Raw genomic sequence first — 18,646 nt, forward strand, 5'->3', positions numbered from 1 at the left:
GCGCCCCCGCGTGGCGGGCGACGTGCGATCGTTCAGGATCCTACCGGTAGCCGGTCGGCCCGCGGTGGTGCGGCCGGGTGACCGCGCGGGAGGCGCCACTCTCGCACGCGGAGGATCAGAGGCGGCTGAACTCTCCCCAGCTGGGGAATCGGCCGCCGCCGGAGATCAGAGCCGGGCGAGGACCGCGGCCGCGCCGTTCTCGGTGATGGGACCCGTGACCTCGGTGGCGACGGCGATGACCTCGGCCGGGGCCTGGCCCATCGCGATGCTCCGTCCGTGCTCGCCGGCCCATTCGAGCATCTCGATGTCGTTGCGCCCGTCGCCCATGGCGATGACGTGCGTGCGGGCGATGTCGTGCAGCTCGCGCACGCGCTCCATCGCCGTGGCCTTGTTCACCCCGTCGGGCGCGATGTCGAGCCACGCGGTCCAGCCGATGGAGTAGCTCACGCGGTGCAGGCCCATGCGCTCGACGACGTCCTGGAAGTCCTCCATGTCGTGGCCGGGCGAGATGACGACCACGCGCGTCGCGGGCACGTGCAGCAGCTCCTCGAACTCGACCTGGCGGCCGTTGGCCTCGAGCGCGCCGTCCGGGAAGTCGCCGCCGGAGTAGAGGTACACGCCCTCCTCGTCCTCGACGGCGTAGCGGCCGCTCGCGAGGTGCGGGCGGATCCGCTGCAGCACGTCGGCGGGATCGAAGGTCTCGACGAAGCGGCGCGAGTACCCCGTGGGGGCGTCCGCGTCCCGCTCGAGGACGATGGCGCCGTTCGAGCAGACCATGTAGCGCGGGTGGATGCCCAGGCGGTCGACGATCGGCAGGGTGTCGGCGACCGAGCGGCCGGTGGACGGCATGACCAGGTGCCCGATCTCCTCCATCCGCCGCACCTCGCGGATGACGGACTCGTCGAGCGAGCCGTCCTCGCCGAGGAGGGTGCCGTCGATGTCGAGGGCGATGAGGAGACGGTCGGCGTCGGCCACGCGCGGGGTCATCGGGCGGCCTTCGCCGTCGCGGGCTCGAGCGTCTCGAGGCCGCCGAGGTAGGGCCGCAGCGCCTCCGGCACGCGCACGGATCCGTCCGCCTGCTGGTGCGTCTCGAGGATCGCGACGATCCAGCGCGTGGTCGCCAACGTGCCGTTGAGCGTGGCGACGGGCGAGGTGCGGCCGTCCTCGCCGCGAAAGCGCGTGCCGAGGCGGCGGGCCTGGAACGTGGTGCAGTTCGAGGTGGAGGTGAGCTCGCGGTAGGCGCCCTGGGTGGGGATCCACGCCTCGACGTCGTACTTGCGGGCGGCGCTGGATCCGAGGTCGCCCGCCGCCGTGTCGATGACGCGGTAGGAGAGGCCGAGGTCCTGCATCATGCGCTCCTGCATGGCGAGGAGGCGCTCGTGCTCCGCCTCGGCGTCGGCCGGGTCGACGTAGGAGAACATCTCGAGCTTCTGGAACTGGTGCACGCGGATGATGCCGCGGGTGTCCTTGCCGTACGAGCCCGCCTCCTTGCGGTAGCAGGTCGACCAGCCGGCGTAGCGGACGGGACCGGCGGTCAGGTCGAGGATCTCGTCGGCGTGGTACCCGGCGAGCGCCACCTCGCTCGTGCCCGTGAGGTAGAGGTCGTCGTCGTCCAGGTGGTAGACCTCGTCGGCGTGGGCGCCGAGGAACCCGGTGCCCGCCATGATCTCGGGCTTCACGAGCGTCGGCGTGATGAGCGGCTCGAGGCCGGCCTCGAGCGCGCGGGACAGGCCGAAGTTCATCAGGGCGATCTCGAGCCGGGCGCCGATCCCCTTGAGGAAGTGGAAGCGGGCGCCGGACACCTTGGCGCCGCGGCCCATGTCGATGGCGTCGAGGATCTCGCCGATCTCCAGGTGGTCACGGGGCTCGAAGTCGAAGGACGGCTTCGCGCCGACCTCGCGGAGGAGCGCCCAGTCGTCCTCGCCGCCCGCGGGGACGCCGTCGATGACGATGTTCGGGATCCGCCGCATGGCCTCGTCGAGCGCGGCCTCGGCCTCCTGCGCGCGCTCCTGCGCGACGGTGACGCGGGCCTTCAGCTCCTGCACCTCGGCGATGAGGCGCGGCTTGTCGGCCTTGTCGGCCTTCGCGACGAGCTTGCCGTGCGCGTTCTGCTCGGCGCGGAGGCCCTCGAACTCGGTGATGGCCTGCCGGCGCTCGGAGTCCGCGGCGACCGCCTGGTCGACCACCTCCACGGACGCGCCGCGCAGCTCCTGCGAGGCGATGACGAGGTCGGGATGGTCGCGGAGGGTCTGCGGATCGATCACCCCGTCACTCTAACGAAGCGGGTCGCGCGTGTCCGGGCGTCCGCCGACGCGTCAGGCGCCCGCGCCCGGCTCCGCCGAGACGATGCCGCGCAGCCAGTCGCGCGCCTCGAGGAAGACGTCGTCCTCGTACCTGGCGCGGTAGGTGCTGGGGGTGCCGTCGGCCCTCGGGTACGAGCCGAGGAAGGTGACGCGCGGGCTGAAGCGGCGGATCCCGAGCAGCGCGTCGGCCACGCGCTCGTCGTGCACGTGCCCCTCCGCGTCGATGACGAACCGGTAGCGGCCGAGCTCGTCGCCGATGGGCCGCGACTGGATGAGCGCGAGGTTCACGCCGCGGGTCGCGAACTGCTCGAGGAGGTCGAGCAGGGATCCGGCGCGGTCGTCCGGCAGCTCGACGATGAGGCTCGTCTTGTCGGCACCGGTGCGCGCGGGCAGGGTGGTCGCGCGGCCGACGAGCACGAAGCGCGTGACGGCGTTCGGGTTGTCGCCGATGCCGCGGGCGACGGCCTCGAGCGGCTGGCTCTCGGTGATCTGCGGCGGCGCGATGGCCGCGTCCGCGATGCCGCCATCCAGCAGCGACAGCGCCGCGGCCACGTTGGAGGACGCGGGCACGTGGCCGTGCGTCGGCAGCTCGCGCTCGAGGAAGCGGCGGCACTGGCCGTAGGCGACCGGATGCGCGGCGACCGTGCGCACGTCGGCGAGCGCCGTGCCCGGCCGCACCACGAGGTCGAAGGCCACGGGCACGAGGTGCTCGCTGAGGATCCGGAGGCCCGGGATGTTCGCGAGCGCGTCCTGGGTGGCCGTCACGCCGCCCTCGACGGAGTTCTCGATGGCGATCATGGCGGCGACCGAGGCTCCGGACACGACGTCGGCGAGCGCCTCCGAGGCGTTGTTGACCGCGCGCCAGGTGCGGCCGCGGGCCGCCTTCACCTGCTTGAGGGCGGCCTCCGTGAAGGTGCCGGACGGCCCGAGGTAGCTGTAGGTCACGTCGGGTCGCGGGGTCTCGGCCATGCCTGCACCCTAGATGGGAATCGGATCGGCCCGGTGCCAGGATGGATCCATGCATGACCGCGCAGGCACCGCCGCCCTCCCGTCCGACCTCATCGACATCGACGAGCTGATCCGGGCGTACCACGAGCTCCACCCCGACGTGGAGGATCCGGAGCAGAAGGTGGCGTTCGGCACGAGCGGCCACCGCGGCAGCTCGCTGAAGACCGCCTTCAACGAGGACCACATCCTCGCCATCACGCAGGCGATCGTGGAGTACCGGGTCGAGCAGGGCATCACCGGCCCCCTCTTCATCGGCCGCGACACCCACGGGCTCTCGAAGCCCGCCGAGGACACCGCGCTCGAGGTGCTCGTCGCCAACGGCGTGCGCGTGCTCGCCGACTCCCGCGACTCCTGGTGCCCGACCCCCGCCCTCTCGCACGCGATCCTCCGATGGAACCGCGACGAGCAGCACGGCGACGACGACGTGGCGGACGGCATCGTCGTGACCCCCAGCCACAACCCGCCCGCCGACGGCGGCTTCAAGTACAACCCGCCGCACGGCGGTCCCGCCGACTCCGACGCGACCGGCTGGATCGCCGCGCGCGCCAACGCGATCATCGCGGGCGGCCTCGTCGACGTGAAGCGCGTCCCGCTCGACCAGGCGCGCGGGCGGGTCGAGGGCTACGACTTCCTCGGGCACTACGTGGACGACCTCGGCTCCATCATCGACATGGACGCGATCCGGAAGGCGGGCGTGCGCATCGGCGCGGACCCGCTCGGCGGCGCGTCGGTCGAGTACTGGGCCGCGATCGGCGAGCGCTACGGCCTCGACCTCGAGGTCGTGAACCCCGAGGTGGATCCCGCCTGGTCGTTCATGACGCTCGACTGGGACGGGAAGATCCGCATGGACCCGTCCTCCTCCTCGGCCATGGCGAGCGTGCTCGCGCGCAAGGACGACTTCGACATCCTCACGGGCAACGACGCCGACGCCGACCGCCACGGCATCGTCACCCCGGACGCCGGGCTCATGAACCCGAACCACTACCTCGCGGTCGCGATCGACTACCTCTACGCGCACCGACCGCAGTGGCGTGACGACGCGGCGATCGGCAAGACGCTCGTCTCCTCCAGCGTGATCGACCGGGTCGCCGAGTCGCTCGGCCGCCGCCTCTGGGAGGTGCCGGTCGGCTTCAAGTGGTTCGTCCCCGGCCTCATCGACGGATCCGTGGGCTTCGGCGGCGAGGAGTCCGCCGGCGCGAGCTTCCTCCGCATGGACGGCACGGTCTGGACCACGGACAAGGACGGGATCCTGCTGGCGCTGCTCGCGTCGGAGATCCTCGCGGTCACGGGCAAGACGCCCAGCGTCCTCTACCGCGAACTCACCGAGCGCTTCGGCGACCCGGTCTACGAGCGCGTGGACGCGGCGGCCACCAAGGCGCAGAAGGCCACGCTCGGCAAGCTCGACGGCGACGCCATCGAGGCCACCGAGGTCGCGGGGGATCCGATCACCGCGAAGCTCAGCACCGCGCCCGGCAACGGCGCGGCCGTCGGCGGCGTCAAGGTCGTCACCGCGAACGCCTGGTTCGCCGCGCGCCCGAGCGGCACCGAGGACGTCTACAAGATCTACGCCGAGTCGTTCGTGGGGCTCGACCACCTGCACGCGGTGCAGGCGGAGGCCAAGCGGATCGTCGACGCGGCGCTCGACGCGTAGCGGGAGGTCGCGGATGCGACCCGCCCCGGGCGCGTTCGCATCCGCGGTGCTTAGGCTGGGCACATGCGCCATTCCGGGGATGTGGACGCGTTCGTCTGGGACGAGCCGTCGATGCACCCCGCCGACGGTCCCGCGGACGCCGCGCCGGTCGTCGACCGGGAAGTCCGGCTCCCCGACGGCCACGCACGCCGCCGGATCGTGTCGCTCGGGGCGCTCCTCGCCGTGGTCATCGCCGGCATGGTCGTCACGCACAGCGACGGCCGCGGGCTGTGGCCCGACGTGTTCTACGCTGCGGCCATCCACCTCGCGCTCATCGCGGTGATGCCGCGGGTCGACCCCGTCGTGCACGGCGCCGCGGTGCTCGTGTGGTGCACGGGGATCGAGCTGCTGCAGATCACCGGTTGGCCCGCGATCTGGGCCCTGCACGTGCCGCTGTGCCGCCTGCTGCTCGGCACGGGGTACGACCCCGTCGACCTCGCCGCGTACGCGGTCGGCGTCCTGCTCGTGCTCCTCGTCGACCGCCTGTTGCGGGTCGGCCGGGGCATCGACGTGGGCTAGGTGTACCCGGCCATGACGTTGGTGACACTTCGGGGCGTGTGAGGAGGCCTCCTGGCTTGATGGAGCTGTCTAGTTCTGCCACTGCCAGGAGGCCTCGATGTCCCACGCTAATGCTCGTCTGACGGTTCACGGGAGGGTTCTCCTCGTGCGGCGGGTGGTCGAGGATCGTCGGCCGGTCTCGCATGTCGCGCGCGAACTCGGTGTGTCGCGTCAGTGCGCGCATCGGTGGGTGAATCGGTTCCGGTCCGAGGGTTTCGAAGGCTTGTCGGACCGGTCCTCGAGGCCGAGACGGGTGCCGACGAGGACGAGCCCGGAACGAGAACGAGCCGTCGTGGAAGCGAGGACCCGATTGCGATCAGGTCCTGCCCGGTTGGCGCCGGTGACCGGTGTTCCAGCCCGCACGATCTCCCGCGTCCTGCGGCGGCACGGGGCACCGCCGTTGGCATGGTTGGACCCCGTCACCGGGGCCGTGATCCGGGCATCCCGGTCGACGGCAAACCGGTACGAGCATGAGCATCCCGGCGACCTGATCCACGTCGACGTGAAGAAGCTCGGCCGGATCCCGGACGGCGGCGGCTGGCGGGCGCATGGCCGCAGCGAACAGGTTCGTGGTCGTGGGATCGGGTTCGATTACGTCCACGCCGTGGTCGATGACCACACCCGCCTCGCCTACGCGGAGATCCACCCGGACGAGAAGGGCGTGACCGCGGCAGGGTTCCTGACCCGGGCCGCGGCGTACTTCGCCGAGCACGGCATCACCCGCATCGAACGGGTCCTGACGGACAACGCGTTCGCCTACCGGCACTCGGCCGCGTTCCAGAACGCGGTCACGCAGCTCGGTGCGAGGCAGAAGTTCATCCGCCCGCACTGCCCCTGGCAGAACGGCAAGGTCGAACGCTTCAACCGCACCCTCGCGACCGAGTGGGCCTACCGGCAACCCTTCACCAGCAACCAAGCCAGAACCGACGCCCTTGATCCGTGGATCCAGCACTACAACACTGAACGAATCCACTCGAGCCACGGGCTGACGCCCGCGGCCCGAGAGTCACCAACGTCATGACTCAGTACAGCTAGGCCACGCTCCAGAAGTGGACCTCGGCGCCGGGGTGCTCGGTGGTGATGGTCTCGTCGAGGTCGCGATAGTCGTTGTCGAGGTTGTGGCCGACCATCTTCACGACGTCGCCGCCGTCCTTCGGCTCGATGGCCGAGACGATCTGCGTGTGGTCGGGCGAGGAGTTGCGGTTCCAGTCGAAGATGACGATGTCGCCGACCTTGAGCCGGTCGCGGTCGGCGAGCTCGAGCCGCGTCACGCCGAGCGTCGACGCGTTCGCCGTGAGCCACTTGTCGAACGTGGGCACGTGGATCCACGCGTAGGTCCAGTCGGATCCGCCGCCGCGGTTGTGCCACTCGTTGGTCATCTGCCAGCCGCGCTGGATGAGGGTCTGGCTGACGAAGTTGACGCAGTCGCCGCCGGACGGGTTGAAGTTCCCGTACTCCTCGAGGTTATAGGCGTCCCAGTGGGCGAGCGCGTACTGGAGCTGCTTGTCGACGGGAGTCTGGGCGGCGTAGGCGGCGGCGGTCGCGGTGAGCGGGCCGTCGCCGGCCATCACCTGGATGTCGGCGGAGCGGTCCTCGTAGTCGGTGGAGCGGGGCGCCACGACGGTGACGGATCCGTCGCCGGCGACCTGGAGGTCGGTGCCCGCGGTGCCCGCGAACATGACGGCGGTGGCGCCGGAGAGGCCGGCGCCCGTGAGCGTGACGGTCTGGCCGCCCGACACGGAGAGCGACGCCGGCTCGACGGCGGTGACGGCGGGCGAGGATGCGGAGGCGGCGGGCTGTCCGTCGGCTCCGGCGCCGAGGGTAGCGCGCGGCGCGGGCTCCTGGCGGGTGCAGGCGGCGAGGACGGCGGTCACGGGGACCGCGAGCGCGGCGGCGAGGATGCTGCGGCGGCGGATGTCGGCGATCACGTGCTGCTCCGGGAGGTAGAGGGGACCCGGGTCCCGGGCTCGTCCAGGGTAACCCGGCACCCGGCGGATCGACTCGGCGCGACACCGCGCCTAGTGTGGCGGGATGAGCGTCGACGTGACCCACGACCCCGACGGCTCGCGCTACACGCTATGGCTCGACGGCGAGCGCGCGGGCTTCGCGGACTACCTGATCCAGGGCGACCGCATCGTCTTCACCCACACGGAGGTCGACCCCGCGAAGCGGCGCGGCGGCCTCGGCGGCGAGCTGGTGCGGGCGGCGCTCGACGACGTGCGCGGCGGATCCCGCACGGTCGTGGCCGCGTGCCCGTTCGTGGGGGCGTGGATCGACGAGCACCCCGACTACCGGGAGCTGCTCGAGCGGGGCTGAGCCGGTGCGCTCGCGAGGCGCACGCATGCGCCTCGCGAGTCCGCTCCCCCCGACGGGTCTCCCCGTCGCCCGCGGTCGCGAGCGGAGCCCCATGACGAGGTTCGATCGGACCGCGTCGCCGCTCGGCCCCGCGGGGGCCGGAAGGACGACGATGTGACTCTAGGTGCCCGGATCCGCGCGGACGCTCCCGCCGTCGCCCGGCGGACAGCCCGGACGCCGAGCGGACATCCCCGCTTCGCCAGGCGGACAGTCCCCCGATCAGGGGACGCGCGTGAGCCACTCCGGCGTCGAGAACTTGTCGTCGACCAGCTGGCGGGTCTTCGCCCACTCCTCCGCCGTGACCTGACCCGGCTTCCCGCCGTAGAGGCCCGTGAAGGTGTCCTTCATCCGCTCGATGATGTCCGCGCGGCTCATGCCGGTCTGGCTGCGGAGCGGATCCACGCGCTTGGCGGCGCTCGTGATGCCCTTGTCGCTGATCTTCTCGCGGCCGATGCGCAGCACCTGCACCATCTTCTCGCCGTCCATGTCGTAGCTCATGGTGACGTGGTGCAGCACGGCTCCGGCGCCCAGGCGCTTCTGCGCGGCGCCGCCGATCTTGCCGCTGGGGCTCGTGATGTCGTTGAGCGGCTGGTACGACGCGTCGATGCCGAGCGAGCGGAGCGCGGTGATGACCCACTCGTCGAGGTAGGCGTAGGAGTCCGCGAAGGTCATGCCCTGCACGAGGTCGACGGGGGCGTAGATCGAGTACGTGATGACCGCGCCCGCCTCCATGTACATGGCGCCGCCGCCGGAGACGCGGCGCACGACGTCGAAGCCGTGGGCCGCGGCCTGCTCGGCGTCGACCTCGTTGCGGAGCGACTGGAAGCTGCCGATGACGACGGCCGGCTCGTCCCACTCCCAGATGCGCAGCGTGGGGTTCCGGCGGCCGGCGCCGACCTCCTCGGCGAGCACCTGGTCCAGCGCCATCTGCTCGACGGGACGGTAGGCGCGGTCGTGGATGACCTCCCACTCGTAGTCGCCCCAGTTCGTGGCGCGGGCGAGCGAGCGGCGGATCGCGACGGCGACGGCCTCGGGCGAGAAGCCGAGGAGCGTGGCCTCCGGCGGGAGCGCGCGGCGGATGGCGGCGGTGATCGCGGCGGCGTCGCTGTCCTCCGGGAGGCCGTTCACGGCCCCGTCGATCGCCTCGAGCGCGTCGTCCGGCTCGAGGAAGAAGTCGCCCGCGAGGCGGAAGCCGGAGATGCGGCCGTCGGTCACGTCCAGGTCGACCACGACGAGCTTGCCGCCGGGGACCTTGTACTCACCATGCATCCCGCCAGCCTAGGCCGCGCCGGCGGCCGGCGACGGTCCGCGGATCGCCGTCGCCGGGCCCGTGTGGGACGGTGGGGCATGCGCATCACCTGGGCGGTCGTCCGCCTCCTCACCGCCGTCGCCGTGCTGGTGGCGGTCGTCAGCCAGTACGTCGTGAGCTCCTCCTACTGGCGGAGCATCGGGGTGGAGGGGATCTGGGGCAAGACGGTCGACTTCCTCATGTACTTCACGATCGAGTCGAACCTGCTCGCGGCCGTGGTGATGGGGCTCGGCGCCGTGCGGCTGCTGCGGCGCGCTCCCGCGCCCGGGCGCGGCTGGACGACGCTCCGGCTGGCGACCACGACCTACATCGTCACCACCGGCATCGTCTACAACCTCCTGCTGCGCGGCCTGCCCACCATCCCCGGCGGCAACCTGCCGTGGTCGAACGAGGTGCTGCACGTGGCCGTGCCGCTGCTCGTCCTCCTCGACTGGCTGCTCGCCCCCGACCGCCGGGCGCTCGGCTACGGAGCGGTGGGCCGGGTCGTGGTGTTCCCACTGGTCTGGGTCGCGGTCACGCTCGCGCGCGGGCCGATCACGGGCAACGAGGTCACGGGGGCGGCGACCTACTACCCGTACCCCTTCCTGGATCCCGCGACGGGCGGCGGCGGATATGGGACGGTCGCCATCTGGGTCGCCGTCATCGCGGCGCTGATCTGCGGGCTGACGCTGCTGCTGACGTGGGCCGGACGCCTCGGGTCCCGCCCCGTGGAGGCCTGACCGGGCTCTCCCCACCCCCTGGCGTTCGAACATGCGTTCGAACATCCGGGCTATGCTCGCGCCATGAGCATCGCATTCCAGGCCTCCCTCTTCGACGACCTCCAGGCGGAGCCCGGCCTCGGCGCGCTCGGCGCGGAGGTCGAGCGGCTCGACCTCGGGCAGGGTGCGTGGCTCGACATCCGGCCCGGCTGGGTCAGCGACTCGGACGCGCTGTTCGAGCGGCTCGTGGAGGACGTGGAGTGGACGGCGGACACGCGGCAGATGCACGGCCGCACCGTCGAGGTGCCGCGGCTCCTGCAGTGGTTCGGGCCGCGCGCGACCCTGCCGGCGCCCGTGCTCGTCGAGGCGCGCGACGCGCTCAACGAGCACTACGGGCGCCCTCCCGGCCAGGTGCTCGAGACCACGGGGCTCTGCTTCTACCGCACGGGCGACGACAGCGTCGCGTGGCACGGCGACCGCGTGGGGCGCACCATCGACCGCGACACCATGGTCGCCATCGTCTCGGTGGGCGCCGCGCGCACGCTGTCGCTGCGCCCGAAGGGCGGCGGCGAGGTGCGGCGCTTCCCGCTCGGGCACGGTGACCTCGTGGTCATGGGCGGCAGCGCGCAGCGCACGCACGAGCACGCCATCCTCAAGACCGCCAAGGCGGTCGGGCCGCGCATCAGCATCCAGTTCCGGCCGGTCTGGCCCGTCTGAACCGGCCGGCACGCCCTGTCCAGGGGGCGTTCCGCGGGTGATCACCGGGCGTGACGCGCCGTTCCCCCTCGGCGCGCATACTCGCTGCCGACAGCGACGTCCCGCCTCCCATAGGGGCCGTCTCGCCGCTGTCGGCGACGGCGACATGGACGACCCGGGCGCGATCCGCACCGGGCGTCCCCTCGTCGTCGCGGCGGCACCCGCGCGGGATCCCCCGCCGGAACGGGGTCGCCGTCGCCCGCACCGCGCACCGCACAGCACCGCACCTCCGCACCTCCGCACCGCATCCCATCGCCGCACCGCGTCTCTCCGCAGCAGCCCTCCTCGTCACGCGCCCGCGCTCCGCCGTGGGCCGCCGTGATCCCGCCCGCGCGCCCGCGCTCGCGCGACCGCGCTTGGAAGAAGGACATCGCCCCGTGAGCACCTCCCACCCCGACGAGCACCCCGCCGACCGCACCGGGAGCGCCGGCGCCGACGCCGCGCCTCCTCTCGACCCCACGCACCCCGACCGCGGCGGGATCCGCCCCGGCGTGAGCCGCCGCACCCTGCTACTGAGCGGCGCCGCCGCGATCATGGCCGGCGTCGCCGCCGGCCCCGCGACGGGCACCATGAGCGCCGCCGCCGCGGCCGCCACCCGCCGGAACCTCACTCGGTCGATCAAGGACGTCGAGCACGTCGTGATCCTCATGCAGGAGAACCGCTCCTTCGACCACTACTACGGCACCTTCCCCGGCGTCCGCGGCTTCAGCGACAGGCAGGCCGTCGAGCACCCCGGCGGCGGATCGGTCTTCGCACAGCCCGACGCCACCCGCACGGACGGCGGCCACCTCCTCCCGTTCCCCCTCGACTCCGCGAACCACAACGCGCAGGGCGCCGGCAGCCTCAACCACTCCTGGAAGGGCGGCCACGCGGCTTGGAACGAGGGGGCCTGGGACAACTGGGTCGTCGCCAAGCGGAGCCGCACGACGACGCCGGCCGGTCCCGTGGGGCCGGCCGGCGTCGTCGTCCAGAGGGGACGCATCAGGCGCGGGCGCGGTCCGTCCCGAGGTGCGCCTCGGCGGCGTCCGCGCGGCCCTCCTCCACGAGCGTCAGGTCGAGGGCGTGCGCGGCGCGCACGACGGCGTCGGCGTCGGGAAGCCCCAGGTGGGTGAGCAGCGGGATCCAGAGGCTGCGCAACCGCTCCACCTGATCCCCCGCGGGCGCGCTCGGCGACCGGTAGGAGAGCACGCCGAAGGTGGCGCTGAGCAGCACGTCGACGGTGGCGTCGAGATCGGCCGCGTGGATGCCCCGGGCCGCGAGCTCGGCTTCGAGGTGCCCGCGGGTGAAGCGCCACACGTCGAAGCGACGCTCGACGGCGAGGCCGAGGCGCGGCATGTCCTGCAGGAGGCGGATGGCGCCGGCCGCGACGGGGCAGACCTCGACCGTGCGGGCGGCGGTGAGCAGGAAGACGACGAGCTCGAGCAGCGCGCCCGGCTGGTCGAGCGCGGCCTCGATGCGGAGCCAGCGGTCCTCCTGGTCCTCGACGACCGCGCCCGCGAGGCGCTCCTTGGACGCGAAGAGGTGGTACCCGATGGCGGACTTGGGCTTGCCCATCGCCTCGGCCACCCGCGAGAACGACGTGCCCTCGTAGCCGTGGGCCGCGAACTGGGCTCCCGCCGCCTCGACGATCTCGCGCCGTGCCCGGGACACCGCCGCCTGCCGCTGGTTCATGTCGCTCCCGTCCGCCGCCCGTCGGGGTCGAAGGATGCTACCCGTCCGGATCGACGGGAACCCGACGCCGGGGTGAACGGATGGAGCGGGGCTCGCGGCATTCGAGCGCTCGTCAGACGAACGACTGACGGACAGGCGTCGTTCATCGGGACGTCGGCGATCGACCCCGGGTCGCAGGGATCGCGCCCCTACCGTGCTCGCGGGGCGACGGTTGCCCCTCGATGCGGAAGGTCAGCCATGTCCTTCGCATCACCCGCAGCTCCGATCCACTCCCGCCGCTCCGTCCGCCTGCTCGCCGCGACCGCGACCGCCGCCGCGACCGCGACCGCGGTCGCCCTCGTCGCGATGGGCGCCGGCGACGCGCCCAGGCCGCCCCCGCCCACCTCGAGCAGTCGGTCGTGGCGTCCTCCCTCCTCAACGGCACGTTCGAGCACGACGTGAAGAGCGGCAAGATCACCGCCGACCAGCTCGCCACCGTCGCCACCGAGGGCACCGTCGTCGCCGGCCAGCGCATCCCCGCGTGGGCCGCGAAGGTCGAGAGCCACGCGCAGGCCGCCGCCGAGATCCGCGCCGAGATCCAGGACACCGCCCCCTCCCCGGCCCACGCGGTGGAGAACTCGGCGATCCAGCAGACGCTCGACTCGAAGGACGGCCGAGCGGTCACGAAGGCGGATCCCTCGCCGCCCAGGGCAGCGCCGGCAGCATCGGCGAGTCGAAGGCGTTCTGGAGCAACCACTCGTGGCACATCCCCGGATACGTCATCACGACGATCATCACGGTGGGCGTCGCGGCCTACATCGGCACCGTGTGCATCACGCTCGACCTCTCGCGGCGCTCCTGCCTGGCGCTGGGCGTGGTCGTGGCCGGCCCCGGCGAGTTCATCACGAGCTGGACCTGCGGCCAGGGCTACTGGTTCGACTTCCCGAAGGTCCGGAGGTCGCACTGCGGCGCATGACGCCGGGACCGGTCGCCTGACCGGGACGCGGGGCGGCGGGCTGGATCTCCAGCCCGCCGCCTCGTCGCGTCCGGGCGTCGGACTCAGGCGGCGGCGTGCGTCACCAGCGGAGCAGCAGCACGTCCGATCCGCCCTCGCGCCCGACGGCCACGAAGCCGAGGGACTCGTAGAGCGCGCGGGCGCGGTCGTTGCCGCCCTCCACGCTGAGGCTCACGGCCGGGGCGCCCGAGGCGCGGACCGCGTCGACGAGCGCCACGAGCAGCGCCCGTCCGAGGCCCCGGCCGCGCGCCGGCGGCACGAGCGCCATGCCGAGCTCGGGGATGTCGGCCTCGACGAACCCGTAGCCGCGGTCGTCCTCCGCGGAGAGGCGCGCCCACGCGGCGCCGACCGGATCCCCGGCGGCCTCCGCTACCACGCCCACGTCGCCCGCGCGCGGCCAACCGGCCACGTAGTGCGCGAGCTCCGGGGTGGCGAGCATGCGCTCGCGGGTCATGGATCCGTCGCCGCGCCAGTCCATCGACGCCAGCAGCATGTCCTCGAGGAACCGGAGGTCGTCGGCGCGCGCCGGGCGCAGCGTCGCCTCCGGGAGCGCCCCCGTCACCCGGCGGCCTCGTCGTCGGCGGACGGCTGGGCGGCCACCACGCGCGACTCCAGCCAGCTCCGCAGGTCCGCCACCACCTCGTCGCGGTTCGTCTCGTTGTAGATCTCGTGCCGCGCGCCCGGGTACACGATGAGCAGCACGTCGCTGAGGCGCGAGCGCCGGCTGTAGTCGCGCGCGAGCAGCTGCATGCCGCGCCGACCGCCGAGCGAGTCCTCCTCGCCGCCCTGGATGAGCACGGGCAGGTCGGTCGCGAGCTTGCGCGGCGGCCGGCCCATGATCTGCACGGAGTCGCGCATCCGGTACGGCTTCAGCGCGTTGACGTCGAAGTTCCGGTCGTCGGCGCCGAACGCGCGCTGCGCCTCGGGATCCCGCGACAGCCACTCGAAGCCGGACGCGGCCGGGTGCCGCCAGCGCTTGTTGAGATCGCCCGTGTTCACGACGCCGGGCATCGCGAGCGACGCCCCGCTCAGCACCAGCCCCGCGTAGAGCCCGGACGCCCGCGCGACGATGCGCTGCGCGAGGAGCGCGCCCCAGCTGTGGCCGAGGAGCACGAGCGGGAGGTCCGGGTGCTCGCGGCGCAGCTGCTCGCTCACCAGCTGGATCCCGTCGAGCGCCGCCAGGTGCCGCCGGGGCCCCAACACGCCGATGCCGAGGTGCCCGAGCCCGGTGGCGCCGTGCCCGCGGTGGTCGTCGGCCGCGACCGTGAAGCCCGCGGCGTTGAGCTCCCGCGCGAGCCGGATGTAGCGCAGCGCGTGCTCGCCCACGCCGTGCGCGATGTGCACGACCGCCCGCGGGCGCTCGGCCTCCCACACGTAGTAGTGGAGGGTCACGCCCTCCGCGTCCACGATGGTGCGGTGGTCGGCTCCGCCGGTGGAGCGCTCGTCGTCGGGCATGGATCCAGACTAGGCGGCCCCGCCGCGGCCGCCGAGGTCAGGACTCGCGCGTGATCTCGACCCGCACGAACAGCTTCGAGCGGAACGGCCCCGCGTAGATGCCCCGCAGCGGCGCGACGTCGCGGTAGTCGCGGCCCCGGCCGACGAGCACGTGCCGGTCGCCGATGTCGATGAGGTTCGTGGGATCCCAGCCGCGCCACTCGCCGCAGAACCACTCGACCCACGCGTGCGACTCGCCCGTGACGGTCTCGCCCACGGCCGCGTTCGGCTTCGGGTGCAGGTATCCGCTGACGTAGCGCGCGGGGATCCCGACGTGCCGGAGAGCGCCGATGACGATGTGCGTGATGTCCTGGCAGACGCCGCGCCCCTGCTCCCACGCCTCGCGCGCGGTCGACTGCACGCTCGTGACGCCGGTCATGTACTCGACCCTCTCGCCGATCGCACGGGCGATCTCCGCGGCCGCCTCGCACGGGGTGCCGGCCCCGCCCGCGATCTCCTCCGCGAGCGCGCGGACCTCCTCGTGCGGCTCGGTGCGCACGGTCTGCGCGACCTGCTCCACGTGCTCGGTGGCGCGCTGCACGTCGACCGCGAGGTCGTCCCAGCCGAGCTGGTGCGGCTCGTGCGTGCGCGGCCGGACCTCGACGAGGCTCGTCGCGGTGAGCTCGAGCGAGCGGTGGGGGCTCAGGATCTCGAACGACGAGACCCGCGTGCCGAAGTAGTCGACGTAGGTGTGGTGCCCCGGCTTGGGCTGGATGTCGAGGTTCGAGTACAGGACGAACTGGTTCTCGCTCGACACGGGCAGCATGCGCGCCTCGTTGTACGAGGCGGTCACCTCGCCCTCGTAGTGGAAGCCGGTCCGGTGGGTGATGCGCAGGCGGTTCACGAGTTCTCTCCGACCCAGCTGGGTGCCGCGTTGGTGGGGAAGTAGCGCTGGCGGACGGCCTCGCTGGTGGCGGATGTCGCCTCCTGCACGGCGTCCATGAAGCGCGGGAGGTCGTCGAGGATCTCCTGGATCGGCCGGTACTCCAGCTCGCTCCGGATCTGCCCGAGCAGCCGCTGCGCCTGGTCGGACACCCCGAGGCGGTCGGTGCGCGGCTCGATGTCGTGCAGGCACTGCTCGGCCCGGCGGATCGAGTGCGTGATCGACCGCGGGAACAGCCGGTCGAGCAGCAGGAACTCCGCCGCGTTGCGCGCGCTCGGCACGCCGCGGTACGTGCGGAGGTACGCCTCGTACGCGCCGCAGGACCGGAGGATCGTGGTCCACGACGGTCCGCTCGCCTCCGTGAGCGCGCGCGTGGCGAGCAGGCGAGCCGTCATGTCGGCGCGCTCGATGGAGCGGCCGAGCGTGAAGAACTGCCAGGCCTCGTCGCGGCTCGTGCCCGACTCGACGAGCCCGACCGCGAGGGCCGAGCGCTCGCGCACCCAGCCGAAGAACTCGTGCACGCGGTCGTTGGCGATCTTCCGCGGCATGCGGGCGCGCGTCGTGTTGAGGCACTCCCAGAGCTCGCTCGAGACGATCTCGCGGGCGCGGCGGGCGTTCTCCCGCGCGGCGCCGAGCGAGTAGGCGATGGAGGCGGGCTGCGTGCGGTCCACCGCGAGGAGCGCGAGCACGTCGTCGCGGCCGAGGACGTCCTCGCTCGGCACGTCGCTGCCCATCACGCTGAGGAGGGAGCGGCAGGCGGTGTCCTCGTCGATCCACGGATCCTCGAGCAGCAGCTGCAGGTGCACGTCGAGGATGCGGGCGGTGCCGTCCGAGCGCTCGATGTAGCGGCCGATCCAGAAGAGCGACTCGGCGATGCGCGACAGCATGGGCATCAGCGGTCCCCCTCGGCGGTGGTCGTGCGGGCGTCGGCGGCGGCGGGCGCTGCGGCCTGCTGCTGCTGCTCGTGCTGGTCGCGGTTGCGCGGCCGGTCGTGCGGCGACTGGTCGGGCGCCTTCTCCCCGTTCGCGATGATCGGGATCGACGTGGTCACCGCCGCCTGGTCGGCCACGAGCGTCTGCACGCTGCGCTCGCGCGTGGCCGCGGGGAAGCCGGAGTCGCCGACGACCCACGTGTCCTTGGATCCGCCGCCCTGGCTGCTGTTGACCACGAGCTGGCCCTCGGGGAGCGCGACGCGCGTGAGCCCGCCGGGGAGCACCCAGATGTCGCGGCCGTCGTTCACGGCGAACGGGCGGAGGTCGGCGTGGCGCGGGCGCATCCCGTCCTCCACGAGCGTGGGGATGGTGCTGAGCTGCACGACGGGCTGCGCGATCCAGCCGCGCGGGTCCTTGAGGAGCCGCGCGCGGAGCTCCGCGAGCTCGCCCGCGCTGGCGGCGGGGCCGACCACGAGGCCCTTGCCGCCGGATCCGTCGACGGGCTTCACGACGAGCTCCGGCAGCCGGTCGAGCACCTCCTCGAGCGAGTCGGGCTCCTCGAGGCGCCAGGTGTCGACGTTCGGGATGATGGCGTCCTCGGCCAGGTAGTAGCGGATGAGGTCGGGCACGTACGTGTAGACGAGCTTGTCGTCGGCGACGCCGTTGCCGACCGCGTTCGCGATGGTGACGTTGCCGAGGCGCGCGGCGAGCATGAGGCCGGGCGAGCCGAGCATGGAGTCGGCGCGGAACTGCAGCGGATCCAGGAACTCGTCGTCGACGCGGCGGTAGATGACGTCGACGCGCATGGGGCCGCCCGTGGTGCGCATCCAGACGCGGCCGCCGGAGCAGAACAGGTCGCGGCCCTCGACGAGCTCGACGCCCATGAGGCGCGCGAGCAGCGTGTGCTCGAAGTAGGCGCTGTTGTAGACGCCGGGCGTGAGGACGACCACGTTCGGGTCCTCGACGCCGTCGGGTGCGCTCGCGCGGAGGGCCTGCAGGAGCTTGTTCGGGTAGTCGCCGACGGGGCGGACGCGCATCGAGACGAAGAGCTCGGGCAGGGTCTGCGCCATGACGCGGCGGTTGGAGATGACGTAGCTGACGCCGGACGGCACGCGCACGTTGTCCTCGAGCACGCGCATCTCGCCGGCCTCGTCGCGCACGAGGTCGATGCCGGAGACCTGGATGCGGACGCCGTTGGCCGGGTCGATGCCCGCGGCCTGGCGGTGGAAGTGGCTGGACGAGCTGATGAGGCGGGCGGGGATCACGCCGTCGCGGATGGCGCGCTGCGGCCCGTAGACGTCGGCGAGGAACGCCTCGAGGGCCCGGACCCGCTGCGCGACGCCCTTCTCGAGCCGGCTCCACTCGGCCTGCTCGATGACCCGCGGCACCGCGTCGAGCGGGAACGGCCGCTCCTCGCCCGCGAAGTCGAAGGTGACGCCCTGCGCGAGGTAGCTGGTGGCGAGCGCGTCGGTGCGGTCCTTCAGCTCGTCCTTGGTCATGCGGGAGAGCGCCGCGTGGATCTCGCGGTAGGCCGACCGGGCGACCGCCGGCTCGCCCGCGACGGGCGGATCCCGGAACATCTCGTCGAACGGCATCGCGCCACCGGAGGCGCGGCGTGCGGCCGCGAGCGTGCCGTATCCCTCGAACAGATCACCCATGTCCGGGAGCGTAGCCGGGGCGTGTGTCCGGGGTGTTACCGCGGCGCCGTGCGCCGGCGGGACCCGGATGCGGCGCCGGTCAGGCGTCGGTGCGCTTGAGGATGTGCGCGGGGATGGCGATGGACGCCGAGACGAGCAGGATGCCGCCGAAGAAGCTCAGCAGCTCGAAGCCCTCGATGTAGAACGCGAACGCGAACAGCGCCATGCCGCCCAGGAAGAGGGCGAACGCGATGATGAAAGCGACGATGTTCACGAGGGCACCTGATCCATTCCGAGACTGTGGGCGACCGGCGCGCGCGGGCGCGTGACGCGGTCACCCACGAGTCTACGAGATCGC

Annotated in this window: 19 protein-coding genes and 1 pseudogene; 8 read left to right on the forward strand and 12 right to left on the reverse strand. The window is 72.6% G+C overall.

Features of this window, described 5'->3' with window-relative positions:
- Positions 1 to 165: 165 nt before the first annotated feature.
- Genes B5P21_RS14425 through pheA form a run of 3 tightly spaced genes read right to left on the reverse strand, consistent with a single transcriptional unit; the run spans position 166 to position 3,272 of the window.
- The gene (locus B5P21_RS14425) at positions 166 to 987 is read right to left on the reverse strand and encodes an HAD family hydrolase (RefSeq protein ID WP_045526580.1); all 822 of its coding nucleotides are present in this window, start codon (positions 985 to 987) and stop codon (positions 166 to 168) included.
- Complete coding sequence (gene serS / locus B5P21_RS14430) at positions 984 to 2,264, reverse strand: serine--tRNA ligase (RefSeq protein WP_094171316.1); 1,281 nt, start codon at positions 2,262 to 2,264, stop codon at positions 984 to 986. Before serS ends, B5P21_RS14425 begins: the two co-directional genes overlap by 4 nt.
- A gap of 51 nt (positions 2,265 to 2,315) precedes the next feature.
- On the reverse strand, positions 2,316 to 3,272 hold the full coding sequence (gene pheA / locus B5P21_RS14435; protein WP_045526575.1) for a prephenate dehydratase: 957 nt from the start codon (positions 3,270 to 3,272) through the stop codon (positions 2,316 to 2,318).
- A gap of 49 nt (positions 3,273 to 3,321) precedes the next feature.
- Between pheA and pgm the strand changes: the two genes are divergently transcribed.
- The 3 genes from pgm to B5P21_RS14450 all read left to right on the forward strand — a co-directional run bounded on the left by pgm (position 3,322) and on the right by B5P21_RS14450 (position 6,580).
- Positions 3,322 to 4,962, forward strand: a complete 1,641-nt coding sequence (gene pgm / locus B5P21_RS14440) for a phosphoglucomutase (alpha-D-glucose-1,6-bisphosphate-dependent) (RefSeq protein ID WP_045526573.1) — start codon at positions 3,322 to 3,324, stop codon at positions 4,960 to 4,962.
- A 63-nt stretch (positions 4,963 to 5,025) separates the two neighbouring features.
- Positions 5,026 to 5,520: a ribosomal maturation YjgA family protein gene (locus B5P21_RS14445; protein ID WP_045526572.1), complete on the forward strand. Its 495-nt coding sequence runs from the start codon at positions 5,026 to 5,028 to the stop codon at positions 5,518 to 5,520.
- A gap of 97 nt (positions 5,521 to 5,617) precedes the next feature.
- Positions 5,618 to 6,580, forward strand: coding sequence for an IS481-like element IS1122 family transposase (locus B5P21_RS14450; RefSeq protein ID WP_045527791.1), 963 nt, complete (start codon positions 5,618 to 5,620; stop codon positions 6,578 to 6,580).
- A 10-nt stretch (positions 6,581 to 6,590) separates the two neighbouring features.
- Here the strand turns inward: B5P21_RS14450 and B5P21_RS14455 are convergent, their stop codons facing one another.
- The gene (locus B5P21_RS14455) at positions 6,591 to 7,487 is read right to left on the reverse strand and encodes an amidase domain-containing protein (protein WP_045526570.1); all 897 of its coding nucleotides are present in this window, start codon (positions 7,485 to 7,487) and stop codon (positions 6,591 to 6,593) included.
- A 103-nt stretch (positions 7,488 to 7,590) separates the two neighbouring features.
- Here B5P21_RS14455 and B5P21_RS14460 point away from each other — a divergent pair, with 103 nt between their 5' ends.
- A complete protein-coding gene (locus B5P21_RS14460; protein WP_094171317.1) occupies positions 7,591 to 7,875 on the forward strand; it encodes a GNAT family N-acetyltransferase in 285 nt (94 codons plus the stop codon).
- Positions 7,876 to 8,133: 258 nt separating this feature from the next.
- On the opposite strand, the gene lplAB is transcribed toward B5P21_RS14460, so the two are convergent.
- Positions 8,134 to 9,183, reverse strand: a complete 1,050-nt coding sequence (lplAB, locus tag B5P21_RS14465) for a lipoate-protein ligase LplAB (protein ID WP_045526566.1) — start codon at positions 9,181 to 9,183, stop codon at positions 8,134 to 8,136.
- 78 nt (positions 9,184 to 9,261) lie between these two features.
- On the opposite strand from lplAB, the gene B5P21_RS14470 reads away from it, so the two are divergent.
- The 3 genes and pseudogenes from B5P21_RS14470 to B5P21_RS17700 form a co-directional block, all read left to right on the forward strand.
- Complete coding sequence (locus B5P21_RS14470; protein WP_080939267.1) at positions 9,262 to 9,942, forward strand: Pr6Pr family membrane protein; 681 nt, start codon at positions 9,262 to 9,264, stop codon at positions 9,940 to 9,942.
- 63 nt (positions 9,943 to 10,005) lie between these two features.
- Complete coding sequence (locus tag B5P21_RS14475) at positions 10,006 to 10,638, forward strand: alpha-ketoglutarate-dependent dioxygenase AlkB (RefSeq protein WP_045526563.1); 633 nt, start codon at positions 10,006 to 10,008, stop codon at positions 10,636 to 10,638.
- A gap of 686 nt (positions 10,639 to 11,324) precedes the next feature.
- Positions 11,325 to 11,537, forward strand: a pseudogene (locus B5P21_RS17700) (alkaline phosphatase family protein); the annotation flags it as partial.
- A gap of 121 nt (positions 11,538 to 11,658) precedes the next feature.
- On the opposite strand, the gene B5P21_RS17380 reads toward B5P21_RS17700, so the two are convergent.
- On the reverse strand, positions 11,659 to 12,348 hold the full coding sequence (locus tag B5P21_RS17380; RefSeq protein WP_045526559.1) for a helix-turn-helix domain-containing protein: 690 nt from the start codon (positions 12,346 to 12,348) through the stop codon (positions 11,659 to 11,661).
- A gap of 778 nt (positions 12,349 to 13,126) precedes the next feature.
- On the opposite strand from B5P21_RS17380, the gene B5P21_RS16915 reads away from it, so the two are divergent.
- A complete protein-coding gene (locus B5P21_RS16915; RefSeq protein ID WP_158385361.1) occupies positions 13,127 to 13,303 on the forward strand; it encodes a hypothetical protein in 177 nt (58 codons plus the stop codon).
- A 100-nt stretch (positions 13,304 to 13,403) separates the two neighbouring features.
- On the opposite strand, the gene B5P21_RS14495 is transcribed toward B5P21_RS16915, so the two are convergent.
- From B5P21_RS14495 to B5P21_RS16920, 6 genes are all read right to left on the reverse strand, one after another.
- Complete coding sequence (locus B5P21_RS14495; RefSeq protein WP_045526556.1) at positions 13,404 to 13,904, reverse strand: GNAT family N-acetyltransferase; 501 nt, start codon at positions 13,902 to 13,904, stop codon at positions 13,404 to 13,406.
- Positions 13,901 to 14,797: an alpha/beta fold hydrolase gene (locus B5P21_RS14500; protein ID WP_045526555.1), complete on the reverse strand. Its 897-nt coding sequence runs from the start codon at positions 14,795 to 14,797 to the stop codon at positions 13,901 to 13,903. Before B5P21_RS14500 ends, B5P21_RS14495 begins: the two co-directional genes overlap by 4 nt.
- A 37-nt stretch (positions 14,798 to 14,834) precedes the next feature.
- A complete protein-coding gene (locus tag B5P21_RS14505; protein ID WP_045526554.1) occupies positions 14,835 to 15,680 on the reverse strand; it encodes a transglutaminase family protein in 846 nt (281 codons plus the stop codon).
- On the reverse strand, positions 15,677 to 16,606 hold the full coding sequence (locus B5P21_RS14510) for an alpha-E domain-containing protein (protein WP_041464281.1): 930 nt from the start codon (positions 16,604 to 16,606) through the stop codon (positions 15,677 to 15,679). The genes B5P21_RS14505 and B5P21_RS14510 overlap by 4 nt, the downstream gene beginning before the upstream one ends.
- Before the next feature lie 5 nt (positions 16,607 to 16,611).
- The gene (locus B5P21_RS14515; protein ID WP_045526552.1) at positions 16,612 to 18,309 is read right to left on the reverse strand and encodes a circularly permuted type 2 ATP-grasp protein; all 1,698 of its coding nucleotides are present in this window, start codon (positions 18,307 to 18,309) and stop codon (positions 16,612 to 16,614) included.
- A 79-nt stretch (positions 18,310 to 18,388) separates the two neighbouring features.
- Complete coding sequence (locus tag B5P21_RS16920) at positions 18,389 to 18,562, reverse strand: hypothetical protein (protein WP_045526550.1); 174 nt, start codon at positions 18,560 to 18,562, stop codon at positions 18,389 to 18,391.
- Between the last annotated feature and the right edge of the window lie 84 nt (positions 18,563 to 18,646).

It is taken from the genome of Clavibacter michiganensis subsp. insidiosus (assembly GCF_002240565.1).
In the GTDB taxonomy this organism is placed as follows: Bacteria; Actinomycetota; Actinomycetes; order Actinomycetales; family Microbacteriaceae; genus Clavibacter; species Clavibacter insidiosus.